The following is a 20,384-nucleotide window of genomic DNA, read 5'->3' on the forward strand; positions in this document are numbered from 1 at the left end:
CATGCCACCGTCTAACAGCTGGATACGTCTGCAACCTCTAAGCGAGGCTAGCGATAACGCAGCAGCAACAGCGTTAACAATGTCATTAGACAATCGCGGACTGGCATACGGTGATGGCTTTTTTACTACTATGGGCGTCATCGATGGGCTGATACTGTGGTCGGATTATCATCAGCAGCGCCTTGACTCTCATGCTAATGCTCTACAGCTCGATATCGATAGCCAAGCGCTATTGGCCACTTTGCAGATACAGGCCAAGCAATTGCAGCAAGGCATGCTTAAGCTTATCGTCACCCGCGCGGCGCAAGATGTCCGTGGTTATGGTTATGCGCCAAGTACATCCGGTAGTGCTTGCGAGATCTGGCTCAAGTCTTCCGCCATGCCTATCGCCACTGCTGAGCAGATGCCTTTACCGAATGGGTGCCTAGTTCCTCTGCAACCAGTGGCTTCAGCCACTTGCTTGTCTTCACAACTCGCCTGTCTACCGCCACCGCTTGCCGGACTCAAAAGTCTCAATCGCCTCGATAATGTGCTGGCAAGCGCTGAGCTACAACGCGTTAAAGCCCAAACATTAAAATCCAATCCCTTTTTATTAGCCAATCATTTACCAGCGAGTGCCGAACCCAATATCGGTGAGGGGCTGCTGCGTGATATGAGCGGGCACTGGGTTGAAGGGACGATGAGTAATGTGTTTTATCAATTATCAGAATCGCCATTCGCAAAATCGTCCAATCCTCCACATCCTAAAAACAACAATTATCTAAGCACTGGTCAGTGGTACACGCCGTCGATGGCGCAATCGGGCGTCGCTGGCGTGATGCGGCAGGTGCTTATCGATGGGTTATCCACCACAGAACAGCCAGTCATCATTAGGTCGTTATCAGATGAGGATTTACCCCATTTAAGCCAACTGTTCTTTTGTAATGCGCTACGCGGCATCATGCCAATGAGTAGTTTGACGTTATTGTCGGGTGAAGTGGTAGCGTTTTGAAGAGAGTTAGTTACTATCTTCTTTATTCAATAAGCGATAAAAATGCTGTCTAAAAAAATCTTTTCTGCCTTCGTTTTGAAGATCTTCATATCGAGCTTGGCTCAGTTTTAGATATTCAGCTTCTTGATCGATACCAATAAAGCGCCTTCCTAGTACGCTGCTTGCAATACCTGTTGTTGAAGAACCTGCAAAAGGATCGAGAACTAATGCATCTTTTTGGGTAGAAGCTAAAATAATTTGCGCTAGTAATGCCATCGGCTTTTGTGTTGGATGTTTACCACAAGATTTCTCCCATTTGGCAATAGCTGGCAAACGCCAAACATCTTTCATTTGCTTGTCATTATTTAATCGTTTCATCAAATCATAGTCGAAATAATGCGGTATTTTAGGGTGTTTTCTTGCCCAAATGATAAACTCTGTCGAATGAGTAAAAAAGCGGCAAGAAAAATTGGGTGGTGGATTGGTTTTCTCCCACGTAATGACGTTGAGTATTTTGAAACCTAATTCAGGTAGTATACGACCTAGAGTGAAAATATTATGGTGTGTGCCACTGACCCATATAGTTGCATTATCTGCCATTTTTTCACGGACAGTAGATAACCATTGATAGGTAAAATTATAAGCGTCATCGTCGCTAATTAATTTATCCCACTGACCTTTATTGACGGACTGGATTTTGCCGTTTTTTACTGTCAAACCATCATTGGACAAGAAGTAGGGTGGATCAGCAAAAACCATGTCTACATTGTTATGTAGTTGAGGAATAACCGTTAAACAGTCACCTTTAAATAAATTAAAATCCAAGTTACTACTTTTAAAAAATGAATGACTTTCCATGTCTATTCCAGCATGTCGGCTAAGAAGTAAAGAAGCTCGGGTAAATTAAACTCTCCCTCTGCAAAACCATACTGCCCACAATTATCAGGAATAACAACTGTTTGTTTGGAAAATCTTTCATCTTTGCTGATGATGCGGAGCATACTTACTAATTCATCTCTCACTATTAAAGGATCTTCTGTGTCTAATACTCTATTAGATGTTGTTGAGAGAATGTCGATGTTAATAGTCATTTTTTCGATATTTATCATCGTAACCTCCTTATCTTGCACATTCTAATAATATTCAAAAATAACACTTATTGTGTGTGGTTAAAGCATACCTAACTCTTGAGAATAAAGCAAATGAAACAACCGATTTTAATCAAGTTTGGACAACGTATTCGTGAATTGCGAAAAGCAAGAAATCTTAGTCAAGAGCAGTTGGCTGAGCTGACAGGCTTTCATCGTAATTACATTGGAATGATAGAGCGGGGTGAGCGCAACCCTGCATTAGTAAATATAGAGATATTTGCTAATGCCTTTGGGTTAAATTTGTCTGAATTATTTATATTTTAATGGGGGCTATAATGGCAAGAACACCAAATATACATGGCGGTGGAGCACAAACCAATATAAATGGTTTAGGTTATGAGCGAGACACAGATCTACTGCACTATATTAGTGCACTCGAAGGAATTAATGTTGACAATAACAATATTTATAGAAATGGGAGTTTAGTGGCGCAGCACTTTTCTAAATATGGATTATATAGTAAATTTCTAAAACTAAGAGAAATCGATTATAGAGACTATATAAGCTCTCAGTTATTACCAGATGATGCTTTTATAGTAGGAAACACTTGTTACATCATTGAGAAAAAATACCAAGATACGAGTGGTTCAGCAGATGAAAAGCTACAAACATTTCTATTTAAAAAAGAGCAGTATCAAAAATTATTTTTCCCTATAGATATAAGAGTAGAAATTTATTACCTACTTAGTGAATGGTTTCAAAGACCGAAATATAGAGATACACTACTATATATAGAGAATAACGGTTCTAGATACTTTTTTGAGCCTAACGAACTTATTGCTAGTCTTAATATTTAAGTAATACTTTCATAAGGGAAAATTATGAGAATTTGTAAAGATAATCACAGATATAATCAAGAATTTTTAGACTTACCTATCGATCAAGGCGGGAAAGGTAGGCATAAATGTGCAGCATGTGCTTATGAAAAAGGATATAACGACGGAAGTGAGTTAAAAGAGTCTATTCAGCTTGAACTAGATAGTCTACCTGAGAGCCAAGCCGGAAATGTAAGACATAGAAGCCCTCATGCAGCCTATGCTTTAGGCTATTTAAAAGGAGTAACTGATTTTTACGCATAGAGTAATAATCAGTTAAATTGTAAGTCAGCAAAAAAACAGACACTTATTATATTAATTACATATTACTTTTTCTAAATAGCCATTCTGTATCATATCGATATTTATAAGTAAATTTTGGCGCTCGAAATAGTCTCTAAGAGGATTTTGAGTGCCAATCCAGCCCTTACCATCTGTAACCCAGATAAACTCTACATCTTGGTCTTTCCAAAAACGACTCATTTCAATGTATTCTGTAGCGGTGGATTTAAGCTTAGAGCCGCCGCCATTATAAAAATTAACTTCGATAAAAAATAGCTTTTTATCCTGTTCACGATAAATAACGAAATCGATAATTCTAGACGATTTATCGACCTTCAACTCTATATTCCAAGTATCCTTGATTTTCTTTGCATTAGCTTGAGCAAGATATCCAAGGTTATTATCATGGCAGAATATGGCAACGAAAGACTCAACAAGCTGCTCCATTTGAGTGCCTCCACGGTTTTTACGACCATTTGAGTCTAGTCCAACTTCTACACCTGTACAGTAATCAGGTAAGCTTTTAATTTGCTTGCTTTTGATCAGCTCGCCAAGCCCACTCTGCATTACGAAGTCAACTAGACTATCTATATCATTTTTTGAAAATTCTGTTTGTCTAAAGTTAAAGTTCTTATGTATGTAGTTAGTTTTATCGATAAGAATATCGACTGATTTATCACGAATCGCTAGCAAAAAAGGTATAGCTTTTATAGTGTTAGGATAGCTTTTAAAGATATCAAATAAAATTTTTTCAATATTTTCTTTGCCTACTGCAGTATTAAGAAGGTTAAGCTCTTTTTCTATAGGTTCGATATTATTAAGAACTTTCGCCCAATTAACGAAATAATCGTATTGAAGAATACCTTTAATATTTAAAGTATTTACAAATTTTTCGAAATGCTCATTTTGATAAAGATTATTCAAGTTTGTAACTGAATCCATATTTGAGTAATTCCTAATAAGAAGTTCATTGATTTGTCCACGCTTTGAACCTTTAGAGTTAATACTACGATTAGCTTGAACTCTGTCAATTTTGTAGTTTGAATATAATGTGTCAAAATACGTATTGTTAGCATCAAGGTTAGTTGTATCAGAATTACTAAGTAACCATTGATAGCCTTTTTTATCCAATAAATCACAAAAGGATTTTAGTCTTTCCTGATCTTCATCATCAAAGCTATCCTTAGAGTAGGATGTGAAGCTAGAAGACTCACTCAAAGGTTTATAAGGGGGATCAAAATAGAAGAAGGCAGGTAAATTGCTTTTGTTCGATTGCTCTAAATGTCTAAGGGTATCCTCGTAACTTTGATTATATATTTCTACATTCGTTAATACTTTCGAAGCCTGTAAAATTGTATCTTCAAAAACAAAGTTTGGTTTCTTGTAGCTTCCGATAGGAACATTGAATTTATTCTTACTATTCACTCGATATAAGCCATTGAAGCCTGCACGATTTAAAAATATAAATAGACCCGCGTGCTTAATATTGTCAGCTTCCCGTGTATTAAATGCTTCACGTTTAGCGTAGTAATAAGGTTGCTTAGCTTCTTTGTCATCAAGTTCGTCATATTCTGCTTGAAGTGTTTTTAGATATGCTAATAATTCATGAGGGTAAGACTTTACAACTTTATATAAGTTAACTAAATCACTATTTATGTCGTTTAATATAATTGCAGAAGGTGGATGCTCACTATCTAGAAGATGTAGTGCAAATGCTGCGCTCCCACTAAAAGGTTCAACATAGATATATGGCATACCCTTTTTTATATACTCAGGTAAGCGTTGAGTGATCTCTGGTATTAACTGGCTTTTACCGCCTACCCATTTTACGAATGGTTTTGCCATTGCTAATCACCTTTTTACATAGTTTTTATTGTAGAATTTGAGCGCAAAATTATAGCATTTTTCATTCATCAGTTCACAAGCTAAGCAAATACCATTGAAAAGCGCACGGTTCAGTGCTAAATTCTAGCAAACCTCTGCCTTGCGAGTTGCCATGAGCAATCCAACACCTGAAACGCCTCCTGAACGTCCTAATGATACTCCATCCAATGAGCAAGAGGGCACTGTTGACGAGCGCATTGCTGGCACGCCATCGGATGCCAAGCCAGTCGTGGATGAGGCCGCAGGCGAGGAAGTGCCGGCAACGGATATCTCGCTCATCAGCGGCAAGACTAAGCCGCGTAAATATAAAGTGGACAATCAATCGTTCTTTATGCAGCGTGGCTATCAGGTATTGCTTGTGCTGGGGCTTATTGCTGCGTTTCTCTTAGTCATAGTCTATCAGACACTGTTTGGACGGATTGAGCAGCCGCAGCAGATGGTCACGATCGAGCAAGGTCAGACCTACTACGGATTGCTGCCGCAGTGGCAACAGCAGACGCCACTGTTTTCTGCTAGTGTCGCCAAGCTTTATATTAAGTCGCAAGTCGATGCACCATTACATGCAGGCATTTATCAATTACCAGAGAACCCAACTATCGCTGAGGCGCTACAAGTGCTCGCGCAGGGTGCCAAAGCGGCAATGGTAAAAGTGCAAATTATCGAAGGTAAAACGTCCAAAGACTTATATCAATCGCTACGTGATAATGACAATATCAAAAAAGAAGTGCTAATAGCAGACAGCGGTGATGCTAGTAACGCCAGTATTGCTCAAGGACTGGACTTGGTCGGTATATTGCCAAAGAGCGTGACCAATAGTAATGATTCTATCGTCAATCATAATCTTGAAGGGTGGTTTGCGCCTGACACCTATTATTATGGCGAGGGCACCAGTGACAAGCAGGTATTGACGGATTTGTATAAGCGTCAGCAGCAAGCGTTGACCAAAGCATGGGAAAATCGTGCGCCAGATTTGCCTTATAAGAGTCCTTATGAAGCGCTGGTAATGGCCTCTATTATCGAAAAAGAAACCAGTGTGGCAGAAGAGCGTCCCTTAGTATCAGCGGTGTTTAAAAATCGCTTGGATAAAGGCATGCGCATGCAGACCGATCCGACGATTATCTATGGCATGGGCAGCCGCTACGATGGCAACATTCGCCGTAAAGACATCGACGAAAAAACATCCTACAACACCTATCAAATCGATGGTTTGCCGCCCACGCCGATTGCGCTACCGTCTGCGGCCTCTATCGAAGCCACCTTACATCCAGCGGATAGTGAAGCGCTGTATTTTGTGGCGACAGGGAATGGTGGGCACAAATTCACCAATAGCTTGGCTGAACACAATCAGGCAGTAAAAGAATACCTGAGCGTCATGCGTGAGAAAAAATCTCAAACGCCACCGCAGTAAACCATCGCTTTACTTTTCATAAAACCTATCATTTACTGAGCGCTATAAAAATTCATATAGTGCTCATCAATGACATAAGGTCATATCATGTCAGCATCTATACCAGCCAACTTGTTGCAAACCAATTCAACTCAAGCCACGACTGACATTACGGATACAACGCCCAGGCAAGGGCGCTTTATCAGTTTTGAGGGCACTGAAGGCGTGGGTAAAACCACTGCTATCGAGCAGTTATGTGCGCGCTTGCAAGATAGCGGTATCGACTATTTGCGTACCCGTGAGCCAGGTGGTAGCCCGTTTGCAGAGCGTCTGCGCGAGATATTATTGGATCCGGCGACGGACATCAATGATGATACAGAGCTGTTGTTATTGTTTGCGGCGCGCTGTGACCATATGCAGCAGGTGATTTTGCCAGCACTACAGCGTGGTACATGGGTGGTATGTGATCGATTTACCGATTCTACCATTGCCTATCAGGGCTTTGGGCGTGCGCATGGTGACGCTACTGTACGAGCCAAAATTGAGTCCCTTATCACTCAGTTCGTCACCCAGTTGCCTGAGCTGACTCTATGGTTGGATTTGCCCGTATTAGAAGGCATGGAGCGGGCGGGTAAACGTAGCGCTGCCGATCGTTTTGAGCAGCAGGCGACTGAGTTTTTTACATGGGTGCATAAAGGCTTCAGTGTGCTTGCAGCCGAGCACCCTGAGCGTATCCAGCGTATCGACGCCTCAGGCAATGCTGAGGAGGTCAGCGCCCGAGTATGGCAAACGGTTGCGACAAGATTTCATCTTAGCTAGGGCATGTCTCCAATTCACTCGATATAGTCAAAATACCCCAAAAACGCTACGATACTGCTGATATTAATTTTTTGTAGCCTCTGTCGGCACAGGCACAGGCACAGGCACAGGCATAGCAAGCAAGAAAAATTGATATCAGCAGTGCGTGATGGTTCGATATTACTTTGCACTGACTATATCATCTAAATGGGCTAAATCTTGCCAAACATCGTCAACTAGTGCCCTATAAAAAAGCCCTCATAATCATTATGAGGGCTTTTAATTTGCTTATTAGCTTTTCAGACAATAGCGTTTATGGTTTATCCGCATCCTTCTTTACCGAATCCTTCACCTTCACATTGTTGGTGGTATTGTCATGATCTGAGTCGGGTAGGCGGTTAGGGTCGAGCGCACCACTTTTTATCTTGGGCGCACTACCATTACCGTTTGTACTACTATTAGTCGATTTACTGGTTTTTGACGTTGCCGTTGAGTTATCTGCCATCACCCCTTTGTTGACTGTGTTAGTAGAGACGTCTTTAGCTTCCGCTCCCTGACGTTTATCTATTTCAGCCTTGACGGTTTTTTTCGCTACGTCACTCTCTTTATCAACCGCTATGGATGGCTCTTGCTCTGGCGTATCAGCGATATCTTCCACCATCTCTTTTTCTTTGCGTTTTTCAGGCGCTTTGGAGTTGGCTTCAAAACTGGCATCTGCGGCAGCACGGGCTTGCTCTTGTTTTGGCGTGACGTCCACTGGCTTTGGCTGGACTTCATCATCAACGACCAGAGAAATCAGCTTACGATCACGTGGTACTGATCCTTCGAACTTATCAGTGATGACTTGCAGCTTGCCTTCTTTGTCTAATGTATAGAGCGGCACGAACTGCTTATTGTCGGCTTTATACTGCTCAAACGTATAGCTGTCCGTAATATTGGTGATTTTAATACGGGCTTTTTTGGACAGCATACTGGCAAGTTTGGTATAGGTTACGTCTTTGCCAAACAACCACTGCGAGTGAAAGTTTGACTGCTTATCATCGCGCTCACTTTTGACTTTTTCGTCGCTGAACTTGAGGCGATAGAGCTTGCGCTCGCCGAACTCATGGCGGTAATGAATCTCAGACAAGGTATTCATCTCTTTATCCATACTCATCGCGAATAGATGACCAATACCGATAAGGTCAAGATGATGGTCGGCATGATCAGAGATGGGGTTGCCAAAATAGGTGCGCAGACCACTCATACGCGCGCGGGCGATATTGGTATAGTTATTATGAGCGACGATGACATCGAAGCCTTGGTCTTTTAAGGAGGTTGCGATTAGCAACGCAACTGGATTGGAGCCAACGATAAGAATACCATTGGTCTCAGGCTCACGCACGCCAAGTAAGTTGCCCACTACTTTTGCACCCAAGCCCTGAATCATGACCGTACCGATGATGACCATAAATACTAAAGGTACGAGCAGCTCAACGCCCTGAATATCATACTCTTGCAAGCGAATCGCAAACAGCGATGAGATAGCGGCGGCGACGATACCACGTGGTCCAATCCAGCTGATCATTAGCTTTTCATTGGTTTTTAGGTTTGAGCCAATAGAAGATGCCCAGACCGATAAAGGACGCGCGATGAACATCACGATAGCGAGTAGCACCAAGCCTGCAAAGCCCACACTCATTAAGCTTGCCAGCTCCACACGAGCTGCCAGAATGATAAATAATACCGAAATAAGTAGAACGGTTAATGATTCATTAAACTCTAAAATAGTCTCACGTGGGAACTTGGGCCAGTTCGCCAGTGCGACGCCCAAGACGGTGACGGTTAGCAGGCCAGATTCATGCTCCAAATGGTTGGAGACAGAGAATAAAACCAAAACAAAGGCTAAGGTAAAGACATTGCGTAAAAACTCAGGCACCATATGGCGGCGCATTAAGAACGCCAATGCCCACGCGCCAGCCATACCAAGCGCCGTTGCAAGCACGACAATTTTGGCAAATAGCAATATGCTGCTGGCTTCACCACCAGAGATAATATATTCATACACCAATACCACGGCGATAGCGCCAATGGGATCGATGATAATGCCTTCCCATTTGAGGATATTGGAGATGGTCTTGTTGGGGCGCACACTACGTAACAACGGCATAATCACCGTCGGCCCAGTGACACATACCAGCGCACCGAACAGCAACGCAATCAATGGATCGACATCGAACAATAGATAAGTCGATAGCGCGACGATAGCAATGGTGATGAGCACCCCGACCGACACCAGCATCTGTACGACCGTGCCGTGTTGCTTGATTTCATCAAACTCAAGGGTCAGTGAGCCTTCGAACAAAATAATCGCCACGCCCAAAGAGATGAACGGGAACATCAGCTCGCCTAAGACTAAATCAGGGTCGAAAACGCCGAGTACGGGTCCAACAATAATGCCAATGAGTAACAAAAATAAAATGGACGGTTGCTTTAAATACCAAGCCAACCATTGGGCGGCAATGCCGATCCCAACCACGCCGGATAACAATAGGGCGGTATCCATAAATTAATCCTTTTATAATCTTGTGATGCTGTCTAGCTATTAAAGTGGGTTATCGTTAGCGGCCAAAACCTTTTATAACGGCAAATTAATAATAACCATAGCCATCATGAATCATGGATGATATATATACTATATAGTAGTAAAGACAAACGCGTCTCTAGATAAATAAAAAAATGCTAGAAGCGCAAAAGATGGAAAATAAGGGCGTTAAAAGCCAATTCGATTAGTATATAGTTCATAGCTGCCTGATATGGCTAACTATTGTTTGCTAAAAAATTTATTAGGCTTGTTATCATATCATGATTTTATTTTATATATGTCAAGGGTCTGTCTGACGCGATAGCCGCGCGCCATCGTTCTGCGCTGACACATGATTAGGTGAACGCGCTATAAAAGACTAAAAAATCGAGGGGATAAGACGACGCGGTATCAAAATGGCTTATATTCACGTCATTATCCTTACCCATCGCTACGACACAAACTGGCAGGCAAGTAATAGTAATAAGCTGACCAGCGTTCAAGATGGTTGCTTATAAACTGTTCCTTATAAATTATTGCTATAGATTATCCCTATAAATTTATACAAGCTTGCTATCTATTATGGCGATAATAGCGATAATATTGTTGCTAACAATAATAACCACTCATATGGAGACAATATGCCTATCAATATGTTTCAAGCGCAACCCACTATTCGTATGCAGCGTTGGTTACAACGTAGCAGTTTGGCACTGGCTATCGGCACGGTAATGGCGATAGGTATTAATTCAGCCATTATGCCTCAGGCACAAGCAGCGGTCACCACTGCTGACTTCTCTGACTTAGTACAGCAAGTGACGCCAGCGGTGGCACGGGTCAATGTCACCAAAACGGTCAGTGAAGATGAGCTTGCCAAAGCGCAAACCGCCGAGCTGTTACGTCAGTTCTTCGGGGATCGCTTGCGTATCCCAGATCAAGCAGCGAAGCCCGCGATTGAACACGCTTATGGCACTGCCTTTTTTGTCACCACTGATGGTTATATGTTGACCAATCATCATGTGGTTGCTGGAGCAGATAAAATCACTGTGACTCTTAATGATAGAACCGAGCTGGATGTGACCTTGGTGGGCAGCGATGAGCGCTCAGATGTGGCCGTGCTCAAAGTCGTGGGTAATCAGTTCCCAGCTTTGCCCATTGGCGATTCAAACAGTCTAAAAGTAGGTGAGCCGGTATTGGCGATTGGCTCGCCATTTGGCTTTGATTATTCGGCATCTGCAGGTATCGTGAGTGCCAAGTCACGCAGTTTTTCACGTGAGACCAGTGTGCCTTTTATTCAAACCGACGTGGCATTAAATCCGGGTAACTCAGGTGGACCTTTATTCAATCAGCGCGGTGAAGTTATCGGTATCAACTCACGTATCTTTAGCGGGACGGGCGGTTATATGGGCTTGTCGTTCTCTATCCCCATTGACGCGGCGATGGATATCTACGAGCAGCTAAAAACCAATGGTGAAGTCGCGCGTGCCTATATGGGTATTTATCCTCAAGACATCGATCGCAATCTGGCCGAAGCGTATAACTTGGCTCGTCCACAGGGCGCTCTGCTTACACGTGTCTCACCAGACTCACCAGCACAAAAATCAGGTCTGCAATCAGGCGATATTATTTTGCAATATAATGATGTGCAGATTATGCGTGCCGCAGATTTATTGAATCTGCTCAATCGGGCGCGACCCAATGATCCGTTCAGTGCTCAGATTCAGCGTGATGGCAAGCAAATGACGGTAAAAGGCACGCTAACGTATGCACCAAATGATGTCCGAGCGCAAAGCGGCTCACAGCAAGACGATGAGATACAACTGGGCTTACGTCTGCGCAATTTGACTCCAGATGAGCAAGCAGAGCTGGCAGTTGACAACAAAACAGGCATATTGGTCACGACCGTCGACCCGACCGGCTTAGCCGCGCGTTCAGGTATTTTCGCTGGCGATATCGTTACCAACTTTCACCAAAAGCCGATTGCGAAGGTCACTGATTTCTCCAGCGCTATCTCCTCACTTCCCAAAAAAGGGGTAGTAACGATTGAAGTCATGCGCCAAGGCATCCCCGGTATTATCGGCCTGCGCATTGAATAGCCACCATATAGTCAATCTACTATGCTTAAATGAAGTATCTCACTAAGCGTTGATAATTATACTTGTCTATCATAGAGCGCGACCTCTATAATGGCTGATTTTTTTATCGATTGATTTTGATGATATGCTATTGCTCGATTTAACTTTGATTAAGCGACATTGAGTTGGGCGCTGATTTGATTGAACAACATTAATTGACCACTGCACAAACGACTATTCATACCTCTATATACAGCTAGGTAATTATGACTGACCACGCTTTTTATACGCTCAGCATCACGACAGCGGCAGCATTGCTAGCGTATATCATCTTGTGGTCAGGATTACAGACGTTCAATGCCAATCCCACAAAACGCTTTTTGCGTATTTGGTCGAAATTGACGCTATATTATGCTGCTTATACCATGCCAGTTTGGGCGTTACTATTGGTAATTGGGCGAGCACAAGAGGTGACGCCTCTACTGGCACAATTGTCACCAAGCGTTGTATTGATGGCTACCATCGCGATGGGTCTGTACTTTTATACTGTCGTTGTGCAGCCCAACTGTTTGCGCGTACAGCATCATGCGGTTGATTTAGACTTGTCAGCCCCGCTCACAGTAGCGGTATTAGCAGATTTGCGTATTGGCTTATATAGTGGCAAGCCGCGTCATATTCGCAAGCTTGTCGCTACCATTAATGCGCTGTCAGCAGATGCAGTGCTGATTACAGGTGACTGGCTCTATTACCCGAGTGCAGATTTGGTGGGACAGTTGATGCTGTTTAAGGGAGTAAATAAACCCGTTTATACGGTGATGAGTACCTCGGATTTGCGTTATCAGTCGATTAATACCACCAAGCAAGGTCAGCCACTATTGAAAGATACCTTGGCCAGTGCCTTTGATGTGCTTGATATCAATTATATCGGGCAGCAATGTACGTCGTTGCCGCTTAAATGTGCCCAAACTGGCAACGGTCGATTAAGAGCAAATCAAACAGGCTCCATTAAAGGTCACCCGAATACCCGTACACAAACACACCCAAAGGATAATCCAGTCATGGCAGTGCTTTGCGGTTGGCAAGATGTTCCGAAACAACCGAGCGATGCCAAAACTTTGCAGGTACCTAGTAAAGTTGCGCTCAGTGCCGAAATCGCGCAAGCGACTAAACCTGTCATTATCCTTGCGTCACGATTTGATAGTATTAGCGACTTACCAAAATCGTTACAGCCGCGACCACTATTGATAACGGGGGCTGCTAAAGCGATACAGAAAAACATACTAAAGGCGCAAAAAAAGCAAGATATTCGCCGTATAGGCAATCAGTCGTCGTTATTGGATAGCAGCCGGATGGGTAAGCAGCGCGGTTTATATCAGCATGGTAGCGCGCAGATATTTGTCAGTAGCGGAGTGGGCACTCGAGGATTGCCTTTTCGCTTGTATCGTCCGACTATCGATGTGTTGACGATTCGTTAAAACGACTCAAAAGCATTTATCCCAGTTTCATAATTACGCTAAACTAACTATTAAATAATAAAGTCTATAATCAGTCACTCTTGCGCATTACCATCGCGTTAAACAGGGCTTAAAATGGCACACGATATACCTAGGCTGAGCATTAATTGACTGATAGCGGTCAAATCAAAATATGCTACACTAGTAAGCGTTTTTATGGCTATCAATAAACAACATCGGCAATTGACAAAAATAATGTTAGTGCGGGTAGACCTGCACATGATTTTATAGTGCAAATGTCATTATTGTAGGTATATAAACACCCAGTATGAACATCAAGCAATACCTGTCATTGGCTTGTCTATTGACTTAAAAATGGATATGGGTAGTTGCAAATGATCGATCATGTGACAGCTTTAATAAAGCTAGGATAATACAACAGTAAGGCACGGTTATGAGCACAGCATACGACGAGATTAAAACCCGACTACAAGGTTCAATGGTAGCCTTGGTAACGCCCATGCACCCTGACGGCACGGTCGATTATAAACGTCTGGCCGATCTCATAGACTGGCAGATTGAGCAAGGCACACACTGTCTCGTTGCTGTCGGTACCACTGGCGAATCAGCGACGTTATCGATGCAAGAACATAGCGATGTGATTCGTTACTTTGTGAAGCATGTCAAAGGCCGCGTGCCAGTGATAGCAGGTACAGGCGCCAATAATACGACTGAAGCCATCAAACTGACGCAAGATGCGGCGGATGCTGGTGCAGACTGTGCATTATTGGTTGCTCCTTACTATAATAAGCCGCCACAAGAAGGCTTGTATCAACATTATAAAGCCATTGCCCAAGCCGTAAACATCCCGCAGATGCTCTACAATGTACCGGGGCGTACCGTGGTCGATATCGCTCAAAATACGGTTGAACGTTTGGCTGATATCGATAATATCGTTGCGATTAAAGATGCGACGGGCTCAGTCGCTCGCGGTGAGCAACTCATCAAAGCGGTTGGCGACCGTATTGTCGTGCTATCTGGCGATGATGGTACGGCGCTTGATTTGATGCAAATGGGTGCCAAAGGCAATATTTCAGTAACGGCTAATGTCGCACCGAACGCCATGAGTGAGACCTTTTCGGCCGCGCTACGTGGTGATTTTGATGCCGCGCACAAAGTACATGACGTGATTAAGCACTTGCATCGTGATTTATTTATTGAATCGAGTCCCATTCCAGCAAAATATGCGTTACATAAAATGGGTATGATAGATACGGGAATCCGCTTGCCATTGGTTTGGCTAGCAGAACAACATCATGCCACTATTGATGAAGCGTTGGTTCGTGCAAATTTATTATAGAAGTGAAGCATTGTAAATGCTGAGCCAGTCGCTGATGACATTGGCTTAGCAAGAACTTATAAGGTTCTATCAAAACGACGAGCCAATCGTCTAAATGAGCAAAAATTGCTAACTCAGAGAGATAATATGATGAAAGTATCATCAACCCCTACAAGAACGTTTCCTGCTATGATGGTTTTGGTATTGGGTAGCACACTAGTATTAAGTGGCTGTCAAATGACCAAAGGCTTTCTTGGTAAGCGCGATAATGGCAGCTTAGAGTATCAAGAGAGTAAGAAGCTTGCACCACTAGAGCTACCAGTGACTCAACAACCAGCAGCCTTTGTGCCGTTATACACAACCCCAAATGCAGGCGTAAACACGCTCACCTTACAGAACGAAGCAGGTAAGCAGTATCAACTGCCTAAGCCTCAACGCGCTGTCGCTGTGAGCGATACTTCAAACTAGACACCGTATTTCCCTACTTACACCGCTGACTTTTTACTGTGATTGTTCAGGACATGATGTTCTCATGAATGACGTCATATAGGATTCAGCGGTCGCTGCGCGTTTTTACCACATAAGCTTGAACGAACAGGAACTCCATAATGCAAAAGCAACAACTGCTGTATAAAGGTAAAGCCAAATCAGTCTATGAAACAGAAGACAATGACCTTCTGATTTTACACTTTCGTGACGATACCTCGGCGCTTGATGGTAAGCGTATCGAACAGTTGGCACGTAAGGGTGTGGTTAATAACCGCTTTAATGCTTTTATTATGCAAAAACTGGCTGCCGCTGGTATCGAAACTCATTTCGAAAGACAATTGTCTGATGACGAAGTGCTGGTCAAGCGTTTGGATATGATTCCAGTTGAGTGCGTCGTACGTAACTTCGCTGCGGGCAGTTTGGTTCGTCGTTTAGGCTTAGAAGAGGGCCAAGCATTGACGCCGCCTACTTATGAGCTATTCTACAAAGATGACGCGCTTGGTGATCCAATGGTCAATGAGTCACTTTCTGTGTCTCTTGGTTGGGCTACCGAAGCACAATTAGCAAAAATGGAAGAGCTGACGCATCAAGTGAATGATGTATTAAAAGCATTGTTTGATGCAGGCGATTTAATACTGGTCGATTTCAAGTTAGAATTTGGCGTATTTCATGACCGTATCGTTTTGGGTGATGAGTTTTCACCAGATGGCTGCCGTATTTGGGACAAAAATACTAAGAAGAAATTGGATAAAGACCGTTTCCGTCAATCATTGGGCGATGTTATCGAAGCTTACGAAGAAGTGGCCAACCGTATTGGTGTGCCACTTAGCTAAGTCGTAAATGTCTAGCGCAAAACAAAAAAACTGAGCCATGTGCTCAGTTTTTTTATGGCATTATATGAATGATGGTACCCTAGTGAGGACTTGAATCTTTGGCTGTAGGCTAATGGTATCATTGGTTTTGATCACTGAAATAGTCTCAGTGTACTTTACGGTGTACTTATCATACATATTCTATCTGTGATCGATCCGCTATATAGGTATCGAACTGCTTGTGTTGGATATGAATTTAATAACTATAAAATCGATAGCATGGCTTAAGGCTATGGTTTTCCAAAAAAATTGGTATTGATAGATCTTTATACCCCCTAGTGAGCGTTACCAGTGCTAGCAAAAATACAGGAACATCATACTTCTCAAGAAGATTAAAGCAGTTAGTAACAGTAGTAACCTTTCTTTAAGTTTCATAAAGCTACGCAACCTCCTAATCGTTTATTATTTCCTTTGTCAACAAAGCAAGGCTTCATCAAACCATTTTGTTTGATTGTAAGCATTACATCTTAATTAATAACTCATGCTTGATAAGCATTTGGAAGGAAATAATAATGAAAAAGATAATGATGAGTTCTATTCTAGCTGCTACTGCTTGTTTTGCGATGATTGGTCAAGCAAGTGCCGCACCTGCACCGCATTTTGTAAAACATAAAGTCTCCCATGGACAGCAACACAAAGCCCCTCAGAAAGTGGTCGTTAAGAAAGTTGCACATAAGAAATTTGTGGCTCAAAACCATAAGCATGCATCTAAAGTGGTATATGTTCAAAACCGCCGTTAGTTGACGTAATTTTAATCGTATTATCTGATAAAAAACAGCTCCTAATTAGGAGCTGTTTTTTGTGTCGCAGGTTATGGTAATAGGAAAGTTATCATTAAATCTCTAGGTTCGGTACTTGCGGTTGTCTTATGTCTTGATCTGCTCGTTTCTATTATTTGTACAGAAAAAACCTTAAAGAATAAGACTGCTATTATCAAGAAAATAAGCTCAGAATACCTACTTTGCATCTAGTACGGATAGTCCAATGCCTAAACTTCTTAAAAAATATGTATCATTCTCGGTATAGTAATCATTATTGGTGGCACACTTACTTCTGTAATAACATGGAAAAGTATACCCCACAGGAACCAACTAATTAGGGTAATTAGTCAATTAATAGACCACTTAAAATAGACGACTAAGCTTTGTGTGGGCACTTTCCGCTCCCAAAATCCCATAATAATTTATCGCCTAGCCATACTTATTTATGACTGCCCTTAAGTTTGAACATTATCCTTACCAATACTCGTTTTCTCACTTAACTTTCTTATATAACTATCAAACACACCGTAAACATTGTCCTAAATACCGTATCTCATTTTTATGCTAACTTATCATCTGTTAATAATATAAAAATAATAAAAGGTTGTCACCAATGCTAACGCCTGAATTGCCTATGACTCAGCCCAATATTCTGGAGCCTGCGTGGTTTACTCGACCAACCTGCGTAGTCGCCGCTGATTTGATTGGCAAAGTATTGTGTAGAAAATTAACGGATACCGATGGCATAGTGAAAATCTTGCGCATGCGTATCTCAGAAACCGAAGCCTATATCGGTAAGGACGACCCTGCTTGTCATTCGCATGCGGGTAGCCGAACGGCTCGTACTGAAATCATGTATGCGCAAGGCGGCGTGTTTTACGTCTATTTGACTTACGGTGTGCATCATATGCTCAATCTGGTCAGCGGTGGAGAAGAGTCTCCTGAGTCGGTATTAATACGGGCTGGATTTTTGACCGACGATAGTGATCGTTTAATAGAAGAACAATTCCTAAGTACGAATAAGCAACTCACTCATCCAAAGCAACTGGCAGGTCCTGGCAAGTTGACGAAACGCTTACAAATTGATCGCGCGTTAAATGGTAAATCTATCAGTGTCGAGTCAGCAGTATGGCTCGAAGATGATGACTGCCAGCCACCAGTATCGCTGCGTCCTCGTATCGGCATTGACTATGCTGGCGATGCCAAAGATTGGCTATTGCGCTATATCTGGAGCGACCATCTTTCATTATCAAAAAAATAAAACGATGGCCGCACTCTGATAGTAATAGAGCTGCTGTCTCATGTTAATAGATAAAAAAAAGGGTGACACTATGTACAAATTGACGGTTTTTGTTCCCGAAGCGGCATTAGAGCCAGTTAAGTCTGCTTTATTTGCCGCAGGCGCTGGTACGATTGGCAATTACGAGCAATGCTGCTGGCAAGTACAAGGGGTGGGGCAGTTTATGCCGCTGGCAGGCAGTGATCCGCATATTGGCGCGCAAGATAAGCTCGAAAAGGTTGATGAGTGGCGAGTAGAGATGGTGGTTGCCACTGCTAATATTGAGCAAGTTATTGAGGCACTAAAGCAGGCACACCCTTATGAGACGACTGCCTATGATGTCATCGAAGTGCTAGACTTTTGAGCTTTTGAGCTTTAGAGGTATAGTTGATACTAAATAAAATGGGTACATGACATTATGATGCGTGACTGGCACAAACTTTTCTTGCTTGCTGTGCCTACGCAGACAGAGGCTACGAAAAATTTATACCAGTCACGCTGACTCTTTTTTATATTGACCTAACTATAGGTTATTAGCAGTGGTTTAGGCTTATTTTATCTTAATTACTTGATAGCCTGGATAGCCAAGTTCGATTTTATAATCTTTACTACCACGTGTGGCCTTTACCTTTATTTTGCTATCGCCTCTTTTATATTTGACGTCTTTGACACGGTAGCCCATATTACTGACTTTATTGGCGGCTCGTTGCTCGATAGCTGGTTGATAAAGCTCTTTATCAACGTTTTTGATAGCTTTTTTATGCTTCTTATAGACTTTACTGTCTTTATAAGCGTCCTCATAAAGGTCGCCGTACGCATTGTAGCCGGGGGCAGTGACGCAACCTGTCGTTATCATTAACGCTGTGACCATAGCGGTGGCAACGGTTGGCTTTAGTAGGGTTGTAATATTCATAATATCCTCTTATCAAGTTCAAGTTTTTTGACAGTGTTATAAAAAATGGCCAAACAAACCAAGGGCTGGCTTATTTGACCTTAGACATCAATAGGTTAACGATGCCAAAATTTTACCTTAAGGCAATATGAGACTTAGCATTACCTTGTCGTAAGTTTCGAGATATCATGTGAAACTTACGACTGAAAACTATTTAAATATAGCACTTCACTGGCTTTCTCAGGATTACCAGTTCTTTTTATATTTGTGGTTCTTTTTGTACTTACCTTTTCCTTTTTTCTTGTATTTACCGTGCTTATCATAATCATGCTTATCGTAGTCATGGTCATTATCATATTTGTCATCGTAGCGCTTCTTAGACCAATCTTGTCTGTTTGAGCTGATAAGCTTTAGGCTGGGATAAGTATACTTGAGCTCATAGGTTTGATTGCTCTTTTTGGCATAAGCGGTGATCGCTCGATTGCCTCGATAATTATCGGATTTGATGTCTAATACCTGATAGCCTTTACGACGCAAATCCTGACGCAGCTTCTGGCTCACACGGTTATAGCTAGCGTTATTGTCATAACCCTTGTCACCGCGATAAACAGAGTTATTGTCATAGCCTGGCCCTACGACAGTACAACCGACCATCGTACCTAGCAATGTGAGTGAAAGGCCAGCAGACCTCGCTGTTTTCAATGAGAATAGCTGTAAAATCTTCATGATAAAATCTCCTACGATATTTTTTTGATCGATAATTACGTGATTGATAGTTATGTGATTGCTTTTCACCTCTAACAGCGTAATGCAGTTGATATATATTTGACTTAATAGCACCGATAAATTAGTAGCGCCAATAAAGAAGGACTTGGTACCTTTTTATATGAGCAGTTTTATTTGTTTGCTCTAATAACTGGAGAATATCATGTTTTGAAATATTTTCTTACATTATCTATAATAAGGCACAAAACTTGATGTTAAGTGTCATTTGCGTTATTAAGTTGTAATTCCATGTTTAAGGATATGTCGCTTAAACCATCATTTATAAACAATCACTTAAACAACAATATGGCACATACCTGAGTATTAGCAATAAAAAAATATAGATGCTATTTAAGCTTATTTTGTTTCCATAATTTATAGGTATAACGGTGCTTGTATGTAGGCTACTGACCAATATTTTTGACCACCATGTCAAAGACAGCCCTGTTGAATATGAGTTTGTTTATCCCTCTATGTCATGTGGGGTAGGTAGTGTTTTCTCCGCGCAGGCATTTGTTATATTGCCAAAGAGCAAGGAAGTATTTTGGGAGAAATGCTGATTTGAGAGTATTAACGACATTAGAGTAAATTGGGCTTGTAAGCATATG

The 20,384-nt window shown here is 42.1% G+C and carries 20 protein-coding genes; 14 read left to right on the top strand and 6 right to left on the bottom strand.

Annotation, left to right across the window (positions count from 1 at the left end; translation table 11 throughout):
• Window position 1 precedes the first annotated feature (1 nt).
• Window positions 2–991, top strand: coding sequence for an aminotransferase class IV (locus IOD06_RS09200; RefSeq protein WP_194620651.1), 990 nt, complete (start codon window positions 2–4; stop codon window positions 989–991).
• Between the two features lie 6 nt (window positions 992–997).
• Here the strand turns inward: IOD06_RS09200 and IOD06_RS09205 are convergent, their stop codons facing one another.
• Together IOD06_RS09205 and IOD06_RS09210 are read right to left on the bottom strand one after the other, a co-directional pair.
• Window positions 998–1,828, bottom strand: a complete 831-nt coding sequence (locus tag IOD06_RS09205) for a site-specific DNA-methyltransferase (RefSeq protein WP_194620652.1) — start codon at window positions 1,826–1,828, stop codon at window positions 998–1,000.
• Window positions 1,829–1,830: 2 nt separating this feature from the next.
• Window positions 1,831–2,079, bottom strand: coding sequence for a hypothetical protein (locus tag IOD06_RS09210; protein ID WP_194620653.1), 249 nt, complete (start codon window positions 2,077–2,079; stop codon window positions 1,831–1,833).
• A 93-nt stretch (window positions 2,080–2,172) separates the two neighbouring features.
• Here IOD06_RS09210 and IOD06_RS09215 point away from each other — a divergent pair, with 93 nt between their 5' ends.
• From IOD06_RS09215 to IOD06_RS09225, 3 genes are read left to right on the top strand one after another with little or no spacing between them, the layout of a single operon-like run.
• Window positions 2,173–2,385: a helix-turn-helix domain-containing protein gene (locus IOD06_RS09215; protein WP_194620654.1), complete on the top strand. Its 213-nt coding sequence runs from the start codon at window positions 2,173–2,175 to the stop codon at window positions 2,383–2,385.
• 11 nt (window positions 2,386–2,396) lie between these two features.
• Window positions 2,397–2,918, top strand: a complete 522-nt coding sequence (locus tag IOD06_RS09220) for a hypothetical protein (protein ID WP_194620655.1) — start codon at window positions 2,397–2,399, stop codon at window positions 2,916–2,918.
• 24 nt (window positions 2,919–2,942) lie between these two features.
• Window positions 2,943–3,200 carry a hypothetical protein gene (locus tag IOD06_RS09225; protein ID WP_194620656.1) on the top strand — a complete coding sequence of 86 codons (258 nt, stop codon included), beginning with the start codon at window positions 2,943–2,945 and terminating at the stop codon, window positions 3,198–3,200.
• A 51-nt stretch (window positions 3,201–3,251) separates the two neighbouring features.
• Here the strand turns inward: IOD06_RS09225 and IOD06_RS13745 are convergent, their stop codons facing one another.
• Window positions 3,252–5,063 carry a DpnII family type II restriction endonuclease gene (locus IOD06_RS13745; RefSeq protein WP_265087673.1) on the bottom strand — a complete coding sequence of 604 codons (1,812 nt, stop codon included), beginning with the start codon at window positions 5,061–5,063 and terminating at the stop codon, window positions 3,252–3,254.
• 151 nt (window positions 5,064–5,214) lie between these two features.
• Between IOD06_RS13745 and mltG the strand changes: the two genes are divergently transcribed.
• Window positions 5,215–6,510, top strand: coding sequence for an endolytic transglycosylase MltG (gene mltG / locus IOD06_RS09240; protein ID WP_194620657.1), 1,296 nt, complete (start codon window positions 5,215–5,217; stop codon window positions 6,508–6,510).
• Between the two features lie 87 nt (window positions 6,511–6,597).
• Window positions 6,598–7,308, top strand: a complete 711-nt coding sequence (gene tmk / locus IOD06_RS09245) for a dTMP kinase (RefSeq protein ID WP_227669974.1) — start codon at window positions 6,598–6,600, stop codon at window positions 7,306–7,308.
• Window positions 7,309–7,600: 292 nt separating this feature from the next.
• Here the strand turns inward: tmk and IOD06_RS09250 are convergent, their stop codons facing one another.
• Entirely contained in the window at window positions 7,601–9,832 is a 2,232-nt protein-coding gene (locus IOD06_RS09250; protein ID WP_194620658.1) for a sodium:proton antiporter, read from the bottom strand.
• 659 nt (window positions 9,833–10,491) lie between these two features.
• Between IOD06_RS09250 and IOD06_RS09255 the strand changes: the two genes are divergently transcribed.
• From IOD06_RS09255 to IOD06_RS09290, 8 genes are all read left to right on the top strand, one after another.
• On the top strand, window positions 10,492–11,946 hold the full coding sequence (locus IOD06_RS09255; RefSeq protein WP_194620659.1) for a Do family serine endopeptidase: 1,455 nt from the start codon (window positions 10,492–10,494) through the stop codon (window positions 11,944–11,946).
• Window positions 11,947–12,191: 245 nt separating this feature from the next.
• Window positions 12,192–13,400, top strand: a complete 1,209-nt coding sequence (locus IOD06_RS09260) for a hypothetical protein (protein WP_194620660.1) — start codon at window positions 12,192–12,194, stop codon at window positions 13,398–13,400.
• A gap of 433 nt (window positions 13,401–13,833) precedes the next feature.
• Window positions 13,834–14,739, top strand: a complete 906-nt coding sequence (gene dapA / locus IOD06_RS09265; protein WP_189583329.1) for a 4-hydroxy-tetrahydrodipicolinate synthase — start codon at window positions 13,834–13,836, stop codon at window positions 14,737–14,739.
• Between the two features lie 126 nt (window positions 14,740–14,865).
• On the top strand, window positions 14,866–15,186 hold the full coding sequence (locus IOD06_RS09270; protein ID WP_227669975.1) for a hypothetical protein: 321 nt from the start codon (window positions 14,866–14,868) through the stop codon (window positions 15,184–15,186).
• Between the two features lie 140 nt (window positions 15,187–15,326).
• Window positions 15,327–16,040, top strand: a complete 714-nt coding sequence (purC, locus tag IOD06_RS09275) for a phosphoribosylaminoimidazolesuccinocarboxamide synthase (protein ID WP_010196111.1) — start codon at window positions 15,327–15,329, stop codon at window positions 16,038–16,040.
• A gap of 566 nt (window positions 16,041–16,606) precedes the next feature.
• Window positions 16,607–16,819, top strand: a complete 213-nt coding sequence (locus IOD06_RS09280; protein WP_189583320.1) for a hypothetical protein — start codon at window positions 16,607–16,609, stop codon at window positions 16,817–16,819.
• A gap of 634 nt (window positions 16,820–17,453) precedes the next feature.
• The gene (locus IOD06_RS09285; protein WP_227669976.1) at window positions 17,454–18,101 is read left to right on the top strand and encodes a DNA-3-methyladenine glycosylase; all 648 of its coding nucleotides are present in this window, start codon (window positions 17,454–17,456) and stop codon (window positions 18,099–18,101) included.
• 70 nt (window positions 18,102–18,171) lie between these two features.
• A complete protein-coding gene (locus IOD06_RS09290) occupies window positions 18,172–18,483 on the top strand; it encodes an NGG1p interacting factor NIF3 (protein ID WP_194620661.1) in 312 nt (103 codons plus the stop codon).
• A 186-nt stretch (window positions 18,484–18,669) separates the two neighbouring features.
• Here the strand turns inward: IOD06_RS09290 and IOD06_RS09295 are convergent, their stop codons facing one another.
• Together IOD06_RS09295 and IOD06_RS09300 are read right to left on the bottom strand one after the other, a co-directional pair.
• Entirely contained in the window at window positions 18,670–19,032 is a 363-nt protein-coding gene (locus tag IOD06_RS09295; RefSeq protein ID WP_194620662.1) for a hypothetical protein, read from the bottom strand.
• A gap of 225 nt (window positions 19,033–19,257) precedes the next feature.
• On the bottom strand, window positions 19,258–19,737 hold the full coding sequence (locus IOD06_RS09300; RefSeq protein WP_194620663.1) for a hypothetical protein: 480 nt from the start codon (window positions 19,735–19,737) through the stop codon (window positions 19,258–19,260).
• Between the last annotated feature and the right edge of the window lie 647 nt (window positions 19,738–20,384).

This window comes from Psychrobacter sp. N25K4-3-2 (assembly GCF_015351755.1).
Lineage (GTDB): Bacteria > Pseudomonadota > Gammaproteobacteria > Pseudomonadales > Moraxellaceae > Psychrobacter > Psychrobacter glaciei.